At 44.3% G+C, this 13722-nt stretch carries 15 protein-coding genes and 1 riboswitch; of the genes, 5 read left to right on the top strand and 10 right to left on the bottom strand.

All coding sequences use genetic code 11. From position 1 onward, the window contains the following. The 3 genes from AB4209_RS07785 to AB4209_RS07775 all read left to right on the top strand — a co-directional run. On the top strand, window positions 1-331 hold a 331-nt coding region (locus tag AB4209_RS07785; RefSeq protein WP_372055445.1), incomplete at its 5' end, for a transposase. A gap of 125 nt (window positions 332-456) precedes the next feature. Beyond that, complete coding sequence (locus AB4209_RS07780) at window positions 457-1992, top strand: mannose-1-phosphate guanylyltransferase/mannose-6-phosphate isomerase (RefSeq protein WP_372055449.1); 1536 nt, start codon at window positions 457-459, stop codon at window positions 1990-1992. Between the two features lie 15 nt (window positions 1993-2007). Continuing rightward, complete coding sequence (locus tag AB4209_RS07775; RefSeq protein ID WP_372055443.1) at window positions 2008-3432, top strand: phosphomannomutase CpsG; 1425 nt, start codon at window positions 2008-2010, stop codon at window positions 3430-3432. 110 nt (window positions 3433-3542) lie between these two features. Here the strand turns inward: AB4209_RS07775 and aroG are convergent, their stop codons facing one another. The 4 genes from aroG to AB4209_RS07755 form a co-directional block, all read right to left on the bottom strand. Then, entirely contained in the window at window positions 3543-4595 is a 1053-nt protein-coding gene (aroG, locus tag AB4209_RS07770; RefSeq protein WP_017061746.1) for a 3-deoxy-7-phosphoheptulonate synthase AroG, read from the bottom strand. A gap of 313 nt (window positions 4596-4908) precedes the next feature. Next, window positions 4909-5124, bottom strand: a complete 216-nt coding sequence (locus tag AB4209_RS07765; protein WP_004730103.1) for a DUF3820 family protein — start codon at window positions 5122-5124, stop codon at window positions 4909-4911. A gap of 12 nt (window positions 5125-5136) precedes the next feature. Further along, complete coding sequence (locus tag AB4209_RS07760; RefSeq protein WP_372055441.1) at window positions 5137-5814, bottom strand: DUF3313 domain-containing protein; 678 nt, start codon at window positions 5812-5814, stop codon at window positions 5137-5139. A 99-nt stretch (window positions 5815-5913) separates the two neighbouring features. Next, window positions 5914-6267 (bottom strand): hypothetical protein, encoded by a 354-nt coding sequence (locus tag AB4209_RS07755; RefSeq protein ID WP_017066796.1) that lies wholly within the window; start codon window positions 6265-6267, stop codon window positions 5914-5916. Window positions 6268-6590: 323 nt separating this feature from the next. Then, window positions 6591-6680, top strand: a riboswitch (cyclic di-GMP riboswitch). A gap of 72 nt (window positions 6681-6752) precedes the next feature. Between AB4209_RS07755 and gbpA the strand changes: the two genes are divergently transcribed. Then, window positions 6753-8219 (top strand): N-acetylglucosamine-binding protein GbpA, encoded by a 1467-nt coding sequence (gene gbpA, locus AB4209_RS07750; protein ID WP_372055439.1) that lies wholly within the window; start codon window positions 6753-6755, stop codon window positions 8217-8219. A gap of 109 nt (window positions 8220-8328) precedes the next feature. Here gbpA and cyoE read toward each other — a convergent pair whose 3' ends face one another. The 4 genes from cyoE to AB4209_RS07730 form a co-directional block, all read right to left on the bottom strand. After that, entirely contained in the window at window positions 8329-9303 is a 975-nt protein-coding gene (cyoE, locus tag AB4209_RS07745) for a heme o synthase (protein ID WP_372055437.1), read from the bottom strand. Beyond that, on the bottom strand, window positions 9293-10348 hold the full coding sequence (locus AB4209_RS07740; RefSeq protein ID WP_372055436.1) for a heme A synthase: 1056 nt from the start codon (window positions 10346-10348) through the stop codon (window positions 9293-9295). The genes cyoE and AB4209_RS07740 overlap by 11 nt, the downstream gene beginning before the upstream one ends. Window positions 10349-10450: 102 nt before the next feature. Next, entirely contained in the window at window positions 10451-11059 is a 609-nt protein-coding gene (locus AB4209_RS07735; RefSeq protein WP_065678176.1) for a hypothetical protein, read from the bottom strand. Beyond that, the gene (locus AB4209_RS07730) at window positions 11052-11885 is read right to left on the bottom strand and encodes an SURF1 family protein (RefSeq protein ID WP_372055434.1); all 834 of its coding nucleotides are present in this window, start codon (window positions 11883-11885) and stop codon (window positions 11052-11054) included. Before AB4209_RS07730 ends, AB4209_RS07735 begins: the two co-directional genes overlap by 8 nt. 1 nt (window position 11886) lies before the next feature. On the opposite strand from AB4209_RS07730, the gene AB4209_RS07725 reads away from it, so the two are divergent. Then, window positions 11887-12117 (top strand): DUF2909 family protein, encoded by a 231-nt coding sequence (locus AB4209_RS07725; protein ID WP_029203703.1) that lies wholly within the window; start codon window positions 11887-11889, stop codon window positions 12115-12117. A 19-nt stretch (window positions 12118-12136) separates the two neighbouring features. Here the strand turns inward: AB4209_RS07725 and AB4209_RS07720 are convergent, their stop codons facing one another. Together AB4209_RS07720 and AB4209_RS07715 are read right to left on the bottom strand one after the other, a co-directional pair. Beyond that, window positions 12137-13021 carry a cytochrome c oxidase subunit 3 gene (locus AB4209_RS07720; protein ID WP_017097020.1) on the bottom strand — a complete coding sequence of 295 codons (885 nt, stop codon included), beginning with the start codon at window positions 13019-13021 and terminating at the stop codon, window positions 12137-12139. Window positions 13022-13059: 38 nt separating this feature from the next. Further along, the gene (locus tag AB4209_RS07715; RefSeq protein WP_372055431.1) at window positions 13060-13713 is read right to left on the bottom strand and encodes a cytochrome c oxidase assembly protein; all 654 of its coding nucleotides are present in this window, start codon (window positions 13711-13713) and stop codon (window positions 13060-13062) included. Window positions 13714-13722 lie beyond the last annotated feature (9 nt).

Here is a 13722-nt window from a genome sequence, read left to right as displayed (position 1 = left end):
CCACGATATAGTGCATGCCGAAAGCTTAGTTGAGCAACTCGATGAAGTTAATACCATCGTTTGTGATAAAGGATATGACAGCGAACCTTTCCGTACTTTTGTTAAGGAACGTGGCGGAGAAACGGTAATTGCTAAACGCAATTACGGACAGGATATAGACAAAGACAGTATGGATTGGTGTCTATACAAGTATCGTCACTTGGTCGAAAATGCCTTTGGGAGAATTAAGCATTATCGAGCAATTTCAAGTAGATATGACAAGCTAGAAAGGAATTATGCCAGCATGTTATCGCTGGCATTCATGTTAATGTGGCTACCGATATATTGTTGAACACGAAATGTACAGCAAAGATCAACACGCCCTAGTTAATGATAAGTAAACTGGTTATCGATAAATAAACAGAGTGAAGCGTGGTAACATGGCGCAAGTATTCAAATGCACCTAATTACCACGCTATGATTTTACCTGTCATTCTAGCCGGCGGCTCCGGAAGTCGTCTCTGGCCACTGTCTCGCGAGCTTTACCCTAAGCAATTTCTCAATATTGCCGGCGAGCAGTCAATGCTTCAGCACACACTTCAACGCCTGCAAGGCCTTGAAGAGCACTTGATGGATAGTAAATGCGATGCCCCATTCATTATCTGTAATGAAGAGCATCGCTTTATTGCCGCTGAACAAGCTCGATCAGCTAACATTCAACATAGTGGTATTCTGCTAGAGCCAGTCGGTAGAAATACAGCCCCAGCCATTGCGCTTGCCGCCCTAAAGGCTTTAAGTAAACCACCGCTTAATGAACAAAGCGCATCCGACCCTATCTTGTTAGTGCTGGCTGCTGATCACCACATCGCGAAAACCTCTGAATTCCAACAAGCGATTAGTCGTGGTGTTGATTATGCAAAACAAGGCAAGCTGGTGACATTCGGTATAACACCTAGCTCCCCAGAGACTGGCTATGGCTATATCAAGCAGGGAGAGCCTCTTTCCTCCAGTGCTCAAACTGATACTAATGGAACAGAGCAGCCAATCAATCACGCCTTCGCCATAGAATGCTTTGTAGAAAAGCCAGACACAGCAACAGCAGAAGAGTACATCCGCTCAGAACAATACTTATGGAACAGTGGCATGTTCATGTTTAAGGCATCGCGCTATGTTGAAGAACTCGCCGAACACCACCCTGAGATAGTAGCGGCTTGTAAACTCGCTCTTGCAACGCAAAATACCGACCTCGACTTTATCCGTATAGACGCTGAAGCATTCAAAAGCAGTCCAAGTGATTCAATCGATTACGCCGTGATGGAAAAGACCTCGCACGCCGCGGTGATCCCGATGGATGTCGGCTGGAACGATATTGGCTCATGGTCCGCGATCTGGGATGTAAGCGAAAAAGATCAGCACAATAACGTCATTGAAGGTGATGTGTTAACCGTCGACGCTCAACACAACTACATCCATGCTGAAAATAAGCTGGTTGCGACGGTAGGTGTCGACAACCTGATTATTGTCGAAACCAAAGACGCTATATTGGTTGCAAATAAAGACAAGGTTCAGGGTGTTAAATCGATTGTCAGTCAACTAAATCAAGCGGGTCGCACAGAACATGTACATCATCGTGAGGTGTTTAGACCTTGGGGTAAATATGATGTTATCGACCTAGGCAAGCGCGACAAAGTTAAACGTATCACCGTTAAACCCGGTCACAAGTTGTCGTTACAAATGCACCACCATAGAGCGGAACATTGGGTAGTCGTGGCGGGTACTGCGAAAGTGACCAACAATGAGAAAACCTATCTGGTTGAAGAAGATCAATCCACTTACATCCCTTTAGGTCATATTCACAGCCTAGAGAACCCAGGGGATCTCCCACTCGAGATGATTGAAGTACAAACAGGCAGTCATTTAAGTGAAGGAGACATCATTCGATATCAAGACAGTTATGGGCGAGACGTGCGCAAGCAACAAGTCCACTCATCAAAGCACAACCAAACGAAATAAAGCAGCGACAAATCGATGAAACCAACATTAGACCTAAACTGCTTTAAGAACAACGATATCCGCGGCGTCATTGGTAAACAAATCAATGAGCCACTCGCCTACCTGCTCGGTAAGGCATTTGGCGAATACGTCCTATCCGCTAAGCCTGAAACCTCACTCGATGGTTTGGCGCAGGTAGTGATTGGTCGTGATAACCGCAAAACCTCCCTGTCATTACAAGAAGCCATGACCAAAGGCTTAATCGAGTCAGGGATTACCGTCATTGATCTAGGTATGACTGGCACTGAAGAGGTCTACTTTGCGACTCGTTACCTAAAAGCGATTGGCGGAATACAAATCACAGCCAGCCACAACCCAATCAATTACAACGGCATGAAAATGGTCGGTGTAGACGCTAGCCCTATCAGTAAAAACAGTGGATTAGATGAAATCAAACGACGCATTGAAGAACTTAATCAAGAGCTGAACTGCAATTTACCGTTCGTTCATGCACAACCAAGTAACTCTAGTAGATCGAACAGTATTCTTGCTCCGTACGTCGAGCACCTACTCTCGTACATAACCCCATCAAAGCTGTCACCGATGAAGATTGTGGTTAATGCTGGGAACGGTGTTGCAGGACATATCATTGATGCTTTAGATAATAAATTTAACGAACTCGGTGTCCCTATCACCTTCATCAAAGTTCATCATAACCCTGATGGAAACTTCCCAAATGGTATTCCAAACCCTTTGATTAGAGAGAACCAAGCAGCCACTCGAGATGCCGTTTTAGAGCATTCTGCCAACCTTGGAATTGCTTGGGATGGAGACTTCGACCGATGCTTTTTCTTTGATGAGCAAGGCAATTACATCGAGGGTTATTACATTGTTGGGTTACTTGCTGAAGCATTCTTGATTAAACAACCTAAAGCGACTGTATTGCACGACATGCGCATGACATGGAACACCGTTGAAGTCGCCAACACACATGGTGGCAAAGCGATTGGGATTAAAGCGGGACACGCACTTATCAAAGAGAAAATGCGTGAAACAAATGCCGTTTATGGTGGCGAAATGAGCGCACACCATTATTTTCGTAATTTCGGATATTGCGATTCAGGCATGATTCCTTGGTTACTGGTTATTGAACTGATGTCAAAAACTCAACAATCTCTTCACCAATTAACGAGTACTAGTATAGATAGATTCCCCTCTTCCGGGGAGATCAATCGAAGAGTCTCAGACCCAGAGCAGGTCATGGCTTGCGTGTTATCGCACTACCAAGATAATGCCGTTGAGATCGATCACACAGACGGAATCAGCATGAATATGGGCTCATGGCGCTTCAACTTAAGAAAGTCCAATACCGAGCCATTAATACGCCTTAACGTTGAAACCAAACAAGATAAAGCTTTACTGTCACTTAAAGTCGACGAGCTACTGTCTTTTCTCATTTAAGAATACAGACACTTACAGTTTTCAACTAAGATCCACAAAAAAGCCCTTATTAGCTGTTGCTAACTAAGGGCTTTGAATTTTCAGTAGCTTAATCGCTGACTGTAATTAGTCTATTTGTTACGACGAGCTTCAACAGCGTCTGCCAGCTGGCGAAGTACTGTTTCAGTGTCTTCCCAACCAATACACGCATCAGTAACAGATTGACCGTACGTTGCAGCTTTGCCCTCAACCAGGTCTTGGCGACCTTCAACAAGATGAGATTCAATCATCACACCAAAGATAGCTTTGTCGCCACCAGAAATTTGTGCGCTTACGTCATCAGATACGTTCATTTGACGCTTAAACTGCTTAGAGCTGTTTGCGTGGCTGAAATCGATCATCACTTTTTGTGGAAGACCAGAAGCTGCTAACTCTTCTTTAATCTTACCAACGTGTTCTGCGCTGTAGTTTGGCTCTTTACCACCACGTAGGATGATATGACAATCAGGGTTACCTGCTGTTTCAACGATAGCTGAGTGACCGTACTTAGTTACCGATAAGAAGTGGTGAGAAGCGCTTGCAGAACGGATTGCGTCTGTTGCGATCTTGATGTTGCCATCAGTACCATTCTTAAAACCAACTGGGCAAGATAGACCAGAGGCCAGTTCGCGGTGAACTTGAGATTCAGTAGTACGTGCACCGATTGCACCCCAACTGATTAAATCAGCAACGTATTGAGGCGTGATCATGTCTAGGAATTCGCTTGCTGTTGGCATTCCCATGTCAGTTAGGTCAAGCAGTAGCTTACGACCTAGGCGAAGACCATCATTTAGCTTGAACGTATCGTTCATGTACGGGTCATTGATTAGACCTTTCCAACCAACGGTTGTACGTGGCTTTTCAAAGTAAACACGCATTACGATTTCAAGGTTATCGCCAAGCTCGTCGCGCAACACTTTCAAGCGCTTACCGTACTCAAGAGCGGCTTCTGTGTCATGAATAGAACATGGGCCTACAATAACAAGCAAGCGGTCATCGCTTTCTTCTAAAATATTGTGGATCGCTTTGCGGCTTTCAAAGGTTGTAGAAGAAGCAACTTCTGTCGCTGGAAACTTTTCTAAAACAGCAACAGGGGGTAATAACTCTTTTACTTTGTTAATTCTTACATCATCAGTCTGGAACATTGCTTACTTCTTCCTTTTTTCTATCCTTGAGCTGAATGTACGTTGTCTCACGTCACTTTCTATCAGCACTAATCTTCTTGTTCCCTGTAACTTAACTAGTAAAAACTCCAGTTTCAATCACTAATTGAAAATAAACGCAATTTTTTTTGTGTTTTATATTTATAACACCCTGTATATCATTATTTACACGCTATCGATTGCGTATTTTATAGGAAGGTAAGAAGATCCATCCTTCAAGCTTCATCATGCATGTGAAATTGTGTCGAACTTAAAAACAAAAAAGCTCACGAGATCAGCGTGAGCTTTTATTTAATTACATTCTTTTCAATGGCTTGACGACACTATCAAGCCCTTCAATTTTCAGAGCAAGGCACAGTTTTAATAAGTCGCCGAGTTCACCAGACGGGAATCCCTTTTTATCGAACCACAGCAAATATTCTTCAGGTAAGTCAATCAGTGTACGACCTGCGTACTTTCCAAATGGCATCTGCATTCGAGCCAACTTAATCAGGTTCTCTTTCTCTAGCATTATTCGCTCTTTCTATGCGTCATCTATGTTCTGTAGAGTATCACCTAAACGCTCGACCCAATAGTTGATCGCATCTTTGGCATCATCCAGAGAGTCAATCATGGTTGAAAAGTCTTTATTACCCGCTTCACGGTCGATGGCTGCAAACAGTGGTGTGCCCTCTTGAGCATCACTGACCAATAACTCTACACTCGCACTCCCAACATTGGTGTGCTCACCAGTCGTGACCTTAGATATGGTTGACATCGCAAGGCCAAACGGCAGAACGCTGCTCGTTACAGCTAAGATCGGATTGGGCGTTTCAACGTTACTCAGAGCGATACTCAAGCGGAGCGTTTTTCCTGTAGGTTCATCGACAATCGTTTTATGAGGCGATATTTTCTCTTCCAAGCGTTCAACCATGTGCTCAGTGAGTTCCTGAATCTCTTCCTGATCCAACGAACCTTCTTCTGCTAAAACAAAAATTTGGTCGATCACTACTGAGTCATAGTCGTCCAACTTACCTTTCAAACGCTGTGTGTCACGCAGGCCGATTCTGGCCCAAACTAAGTCAACACCACCATCTGGACCTGGTTGAAAATCTTCATAACTGGTGAATTTGGTTGTGCAGGCGGTTTTAATTGGACCGCCTGCACAACCAAACAAAAAAATGCTGGTTGCAACAAGCAAGAGAAGTTTAAAAGGTTTCATAGCGCACTTAAATTAAATAGAAGAATCCAATTAAGTATGCCATACCCTATGTCGAAAGATTGTAGAAAAAAGGGTTAAAACTCAGAGCTAGCTCTAAAATTAGTCATGTTGCACAGTGTGCGCATACTCTACAATCACCTGATTCCCTTCGATATAGGCATTTTGGATCTCACCATCGACACTCATTCTACTTTTCAGATAAACCACTTTAGGCCCTGATTCATTGCCTTCTTTAAGTGAAGGAAATACGTTCCTTGGCTCTAAATGAAGCAAACGACAAAAGTGACTCACGAATGACATGGTTAAAGGCGTCTCCCCTCTTAGCACTCTAGAGAAATCAAGTTGGTTCATTCCTAGCTTTTTTGAAAACTCCATCTGCGTAATCCGCATTCTCGATTTTTGTGACATCCACGTCTGATACAACGCGTCTCTATCTAGTTCAGTGAATTCCATGACAGCTCCTTTATATAATTCATACCAATTAATTGTCCGGCTTTTCATACATGCCGTGTCAGGGTTTGGTTAGTGGAAACCAAAGGTTTGGTTTTGATATGCGCGCAATTGTTCTGCAGAACAAAACGCAACAACTCAAAACCATTCACAAAATCGATTAGAGCAAATGCTTTCTTTGTTTATATCAATAATTTATACATTAACGAACTAAACATATAGCAAGTTAATTTGTATTAAGAATTAAAAGTTCGAGATTGGCATTCCACATTTCAATCTATTGATTCGCATTTATAAAACTGGTTGGCTACATTTCGCTTGCTCAAACGCACTTCTGGCAAACTATTTGAAAGAATAGGACGCAAAGCCACCGGTCTGTCGACAAATATTCTGTCTATGATAGCGGGGCCGCCACTTAATAGAATTTAAGTGCAAATGCATGCCGGAGTGTTCTCTTTTTTGTCGGCCAAATACAGTAAGGACAAATAATGAAACAACTCCCAAAAAAATCACTCATCGCGTTATCGCTACTTAGCGTCAGCGGTGCTAGCTTCGGTCATGGTTATGTCTCTGCATACAACAATGGTGTAGCAGAAAGCCGTGTCGCACTATGTAAGTTCCCAGCGAGTGATACACAACAGAAAAACACCAACTGTGGTGGTATCCAATACGAACCTCAAAGTGTGGAAGGCCCTGAAGGCTTCCCTGAAGTCGGCCCTGTTGACGGAAAAATTGCCAGCGCCCAATCTTCTTTAGCAGCAGCACTAGACGAGCAAAAAGCAGATCGCTGGGTTAAACGTCCTATCAAGTCTGGATCTCAATACTTTGAGTGGACGTTCACAGCGAACCACAAAACCCGCGATTGGAAATATTACATTACTCAACCAGATTGGAACCCGAACCAACCTTTAGCACGCAGCTCTTTTGACTTAACGCCATTCTGTGTTGTTGAAGGCAATATGGAACAGCCACCAATGCAAGTAAGTCACTTATGTAATGTACCAGAGCGCGAAGGCTATCAAGTGATCCTTGCAGTGTGGGATGTGGGTGACACAGCTGCAGCTTTCTACAACGTTATTGATGTGAAGTTTGATGGCGACGGCCCTATCATTCCTGATTGGGATCAAGGCGGTCAAATCAACCCAACTCAAGACTTGAACATTGGTGATGCGGTTTACACTCGTGTGTTTGACCAATTTGGTGAGAATGCTTCATACAGCACTGAGCTGGTGATTGAGACCAAAGAGCAAGGCAAAGCAAACAACTGGTCTTACGCACTTGCCTCTAAGATCAATCAAGAGCAGACGCAAATCAAAGCAGGTCAATTGAACGACCAAGGTGATTTCGCACCAATTTACGGCACTAACCCTGTATATCTAAAAGCAGGCTCTGACTTTAACAGTGTAGAGATCGGCTACAAGATCGATACTCCAGAACCAGAACATGAGCTGGAAGTAACAGGTCTAGAGTCAGAATACATTATTGACGAGAGCCAACCTATTCAGCTTGATCTTACGTTAGCGGCAACAGGCGACATTCAAGCAGAACTGACCGTGTACAACCATCACCGTGAGGCACTTGCCTCTCAGAAATCAGAGTTAACCGATGGACAAGTTGAAGATATTCAACTGACTCTTTCTAAGTCTGAAGCAGGCCACCACATGCTTGTGGTTGTGACGAAAGATGACCAAGGTAACTTAGTGGATCAGAACACGCTTGATTTCCACCTCATGGACGAGCAAACACCGCCACCTGCGGGCGATTACGACTTCGTATTCCCAGAAAGTATTGAGTCTTACACAGCCGGTACTAAAGTACTAAGCAGCGATGGTGGCATTTATCAGTGTAAAGAGTTCCCATACTCTGGTTACTGTGTTCAATGGGCTCCAACAGCAACTCAGTACGAACCAGGTGTCGGTTCACACTGGCAAGATGCTTGGAACAAAGTGGACTAATGACTCGCAGATACTCACTTTCTAGTAGGTGAGCTTGTGTAATTAGCCAAACAAAAGCGGATGCCCAAAGCATCCGTTTTCTTATTCAGCAACAGCAGAAATGCGGTTATCAAAGTAGATAGTGATCCGCCAAAAGAGCAACAAACAAAATCATAAGATGATAAATAGAGAACTTGAAGGTCTTCATCGCCATGTTAGGCTCATCACGATATTTCAGTACCCAAGCGTGATAAATAAACCCACCGTTGAGTACCAATGAAGCGCTCAGATATATCCAGCTGCTCATGCCGACCAATACAGGCAATATACACACGATGCTAAGCAACAAGGTATAAAGCAAAATAGAAGTCTTGGTGTATTCGATTCCGTGGGTCACAGGCAGCATGGGGATGTTCACTTTGGCATACTCGTCACGACGATGAATTGCCAACGCCCAGAAGTGCGGAGGTGTCCAAATAAAGATGATCATCACCAACAACCAAGCATTTGAATGAAGCTCGTTGGTGACTGCCGTCCAGCCCAATAGCGGAGGCATTGCGCCAGCTATCCCTGCTATCACGATGTTTTGTGGCGTCGCTCGCTTCAAGTACATGGTATAAATCACCGCATAGCCTAATAAGCTTGCAAAAGTTAACCACGCAGTCATTTGATTGACCCACACCACTAACGTGACAAAGCCAAGTAACCCAATACCCGCAGCAAAGCTGAATACACGCACACTACTCAGTTCACCGGATGGTAAAGGTCGTCGATTGGTTCGAGTCATTTGTCCATCGATCTTTTTATCGATCAAATGGTTAAATGCAGCGGCTGAACCTGCCATTAACCCTATCCCAATCATCCCGAACAGAGTTTGCTGTAAAGGCAATTCATTCGGCACAGCCAAACACATTCCAACCAATGCAGTTAGCAGCATCAAAGCCACCACTTTCGGCTTGGTCAGTGTTAAATAGACCTTCCAAACAGCTTTGTTTTTTGCTGCTGTTTCGTTACTTAAAGCGATGTCGTTGTTAGCTGTTATCTTAGGAGTTGAGGCTACTCCTTGAACCACCACTCCATGTTGTGTTGACGTTCTACTGACCATGATTACCTCCTTGTAATACACTGTTCTTGACCAAGCTCTCACTCGGTTTGCGTTGCCACACGACAAAATTGGTCACCACCATGCTGATGAGCAACATCGCTGCGACTAGGTTATGCAAAACCGCGACTGAGATTGGCAGGTGAAACCATACATTACTGATCCCAAGGCTGATTTGAGTAACCAAGACTATTGCGACAATCACGCTCAGCTTTTGGTGAGGCACTTGGCCAAATTTCCATAGCTGATACACGACCATCAGCACCGTCAACGTTGCCACAATAGCCCCTAACCTGTGCATGACATGGATGGTGAGCCTTGCGGGATATTCCAACACACCAAACTCATAGTTGTCATGACCGTGTTGAGCAAAATCGAACGCATTTTTGAAGTCGAGATAGCTCATCCAGTTACCTTCACATATGGGTAACTGTGTACACACCAACGCGGCATAGTTCGACGATGTCCAACCACCAAGCAGTATCTGCCCGACCACAATTAGTAGCCCGAACAGCGCCCAAGCCTTAAGTGACGAAGTATACGTAGCCTCACCAAAACGGCTTTGAAATTGAGACAAACGACAGTAGAGCAGACACAACAGCGACAGTAGCGTGAAGCCCCCCATCAAATGTGCCATAACCACAACGGGCATCAACTTGAGAGTCACCGTCCACATTCCAAGCAAAGCCTGAAATATCACAGTGGCAGAGATAAGTAATGGAAGACCAACTGGTGTGATGTTCTTTTTAATACACCAAGCTACAACAACAAAGATGAGCAGTCCTAATGTTCCTGCAAAGTAGCGATGTATCATCTCTATCCAGGCTTTATCTGCTTCAAGAGCTCGCTCAGGGAATTGCAGATTGGCTTGATTCACTGCTTGAGCATCAGAAGGAACGGTGATCTTCCCATAACACCCTGGCCAGTCAGGACAGCCAAGACCAGCATCAGACAAACGTGTATAAGCGCCGAGCACGATCACGGTAAGGGTTAATAAGATAGTTAATCTCATCATGTGTATGAGTAAATCAGGGGCTCTATTCTGCATCGTTTATCTCCCTATATTTATTCCCTTTTCGCTAACAACACTCAGCATTAACGCAATTTGCTAAAGCTCATCAACTCAAGCGTATCAACTTAAGCTAATTAACTACCCAACTCGTGACAGCTTAAGCAGCTTTCTTAGATCATGAATCATGCCTTTAGATTGACTAACTAACTGAGACGGGTCAGAAACGCTTTTGTACTCCATGACCAACTGCCCTAGTGGGTCAATAATGACAATCGAAGCAGGCGAAAACTCAGTACTTAACTGATCACCACCAGCTAACAAAGACAAATCCGGCTTATCGAGCGAACCCGACAACGAATTACCTTCTGAGACAAAAACAACGGCAGTCACTCGCTCTTTGTTTTTCCCTAACGCCAAATAGCTTTGATTCAAATAATGGAGTTGTTGTTCGCACAAGCTTTCACATTCTGTAGGAGCGATATAACCCACTAACCACCCTTCTCCAGCCATGGGTACCGTTACGCCGAAATCCGCAAGCGTGGTTCTTGGTTCTACCAATTCGCCTGAGTTAGTGACACCGGAGGTATACCAATTCTGGTCCAACACTGTTTTGGCGATAATGGCTGGCAAAGCGAAAATTAAAACAAGTCCAATTAATACCAAGCGCCCTTTAGTACGACGGCTTCTGAGCTCAGCCATGTTTGCCTCGGTAATTTCCCTGTTCACTTGTGCTTGAGATTTATCCATCCTTATTCCTCGTGATAGGTGTTGCTTTTAGGTACCGATAGCCAATCAACATCGTCAAAAACAAAAGTACCGCAGCCATAACAAACCATTGAAATGAGTAACCAAAGTGCTTCTGAGATTTCATCACCGTTGGACGCCATAACATTTCATAGGGCCATGCATCTAAACTCTGTGGTTGAAAGACAAAGGGCAGCACTTCTTGCCCGGTGTACTGTGATAGCGCTGTTATGTTTAAGTTTTGGATTCTATTCGGTGTCGTATTTTCCAAACCCAACTCATGACTTAGAGGGTTCACCGAACGTGTGTACAAACGCCCTGACAGATTGGTTGGTAGTGTGATGCTTCCTAATTGGGGTAGCTCTCTTCTGTCATTACTTGCCGCAACGAACCCCAGATCGATCAATAACTGCTTTTCAGCCACTAAGGAATTGTTTTCATCTTTAAAGCGAACCTCACCCAACATGTAAATCACATACCCCACTGTTCCTTGGTTAATCTGGTTGTCTAACAAAACCACTAATCCACTGGGTGTTTCCAGCTCCACGTCAACTCTCAAACCATTTAAAGACGGCAGTTCAGATGCACCTTGCATTTGTGTACGCGAGCCCTTCCATTCAGAGATAACCGTATCCAATGACCTAGACGATTGCTGCGCTCTTTCTGATAGCTGCATTTCATAGCGCAATTTCTCGTTACCTCGATCTAACTGCCACAAACCCAACTTGATTAAAATGCCGACTGAAACCACAGTTAAAACAACCGCTATCCAAAAACCTTTACTGCGGAACTTGTGTTCATCATCAATCAATCGGTTTGGAGTTATCACTATGGCGTCATCTACCTTTGTGTTGTTATTTAAAATTGTGTTAGTCGCTTTGCTGTTCTTCATCGCTTTCAACTTGATGAAAGGTCTAATCCAAATCGCCTCGGGCAAACACAATGGAAAAAGGCTGAGTCACTTCTTGGGGCGTCGTGTCATGTGGTCAGCCGTTGTCGTGCTACTTTTATTGCTTGCTCTGGGATCAGGAGTGATAACTCCCAACCCTCGCCCCTATTAATCCCCTATAGGCTCAACCGTTAAAGCACATAAACAAATACAAACAGGCCTAACCAAACCACATCAACAAAGTGCCAATACCAACTGCCCGCTTGGAACGCAAAGTGGTCTTTCGGAGTGAAGTGGTCTTTCGCAACTCTCGCCAGTAACACAATCAAAAAAATCGTTCCCAAACAGACATGCAAACCATGAAACCCAGTCAATAAGAAGAAGGTATTGCCATAGATGCCAGATTGAAGTGTCAGCCCCATCTCTTGATAAGCGTGAAGGTACTCTTCAACTTGGAAGAACAGGAAGAAGCCAGCCAGAACAATGGTTATCTCTAGCCACACGATCAAAGCCATACGCTTATTTTGTTCAAGACTGATATGTGCCATGTGCAGCGTCACAGAGGAAAGCAGCAGGATAATGGTGTTCTTAAGCGGGATACCTTGCCAAGGCATGGCTTGTGTCGTTACGCCATCAGGGGTAGTCGTTAATGGCCATATCGATTGGAACATCGGCCACAATACTTCATGGGTCATTTCATTATTACCCGCACCACCAATCCAAGGGACAGAAATCATACGAGCATAGAAAAGCGCGCCAAAGAAAGCGCCGAAGAACATGATTTCGGAGAAAATAAACCAACTCATTCCTTGTCTAAAAGAACGAGATATCTGCTCAGAATAAACGCCACTTAATGATTCTGTGATCACATTGCTGAACCAACCTGCGAGCATGTAAAGCAGCACAGCAAACCCGACTAACAACACCGCTTTGCCAAATACACCACCGGCTGCGTCGGTGCCCATATTTTGCACCGTCAAGCCAGCACCAACCGCGACCAAAAACAGTGCTACAGCACCCACTAATGGCCAGTGACTTTGATGTGGAACGAAATAAACTTCCTTTTTAGAACTCATCGCTCAACTCCTTATGTTGATACTGGTTCTGTAAATCCCTAGTTACTTGCGAGTGTGCTCGCTTTTGGTGAGCCAGATTGTAGTGTGCTCAATGTTGATGTACTCACTTCTGGCTTACTTGCCTTTCCACTCACCTGACTCGTGATGTTAAACAGCGTATATGAGAGCGTGAGTGTATGTATCGATTCTGGAATATCTGGCTCAATGTAAAATATCAAACCCATTTCTGCGCTCTTGTGCCCGTCCAATGGCTGCTGATTAAAGCAAAAGCATTCCATTTTATTGAAGTAAGTTGCCCCCATACCTGGAGAAACCGACGGTACGGCTTGGCCAACTAATGAGGCTCCGGATAGGTTTTTAGCTATGTAGTTAGTTTGAACAACTTCTCCAGGATGAACCTCTAACACTCGCACTTCTGGTGAAAACTGCCATGGCATATCCGGCTTGATGTGGGACATGAATTCAACGCGGACCGTACGAGAATAGTCAGGCTGCATTCCCTGAGGTTGAACTGCGGAAACGGTATTGGTTTTCCCGTTGATCCCTAAAGCCTCACACATCACATCGTAAAGTGGCACCAAAGCGAAACCAAAGCCAAACATCGCTACTACGCTCAACACCAAGTAGCCTGTCAGCTTTTTAGTTGAACGTTTGGATTGGTTATTATCTAAACCGCTTTGCTTATCACTCATTGTTCTGTC

The sequence above is a fragment of the Vibrio sp. 10N.286.48.C11 genome, from assembly GCF_041469805.1.
GTDB classification, from domain to species: domain Bacteria; phylum Pseudomonadota; class Gammaproteobacteria; order Enterobacterales; family Vibrionaceae; genus Vibrio; species Vibrio crassostreae_C.
The sequence above is the reverse complement of the archived record's forward strand: the minus strand, read 5'-3'. Positions and strand labels throughout refer to the sequence as shown.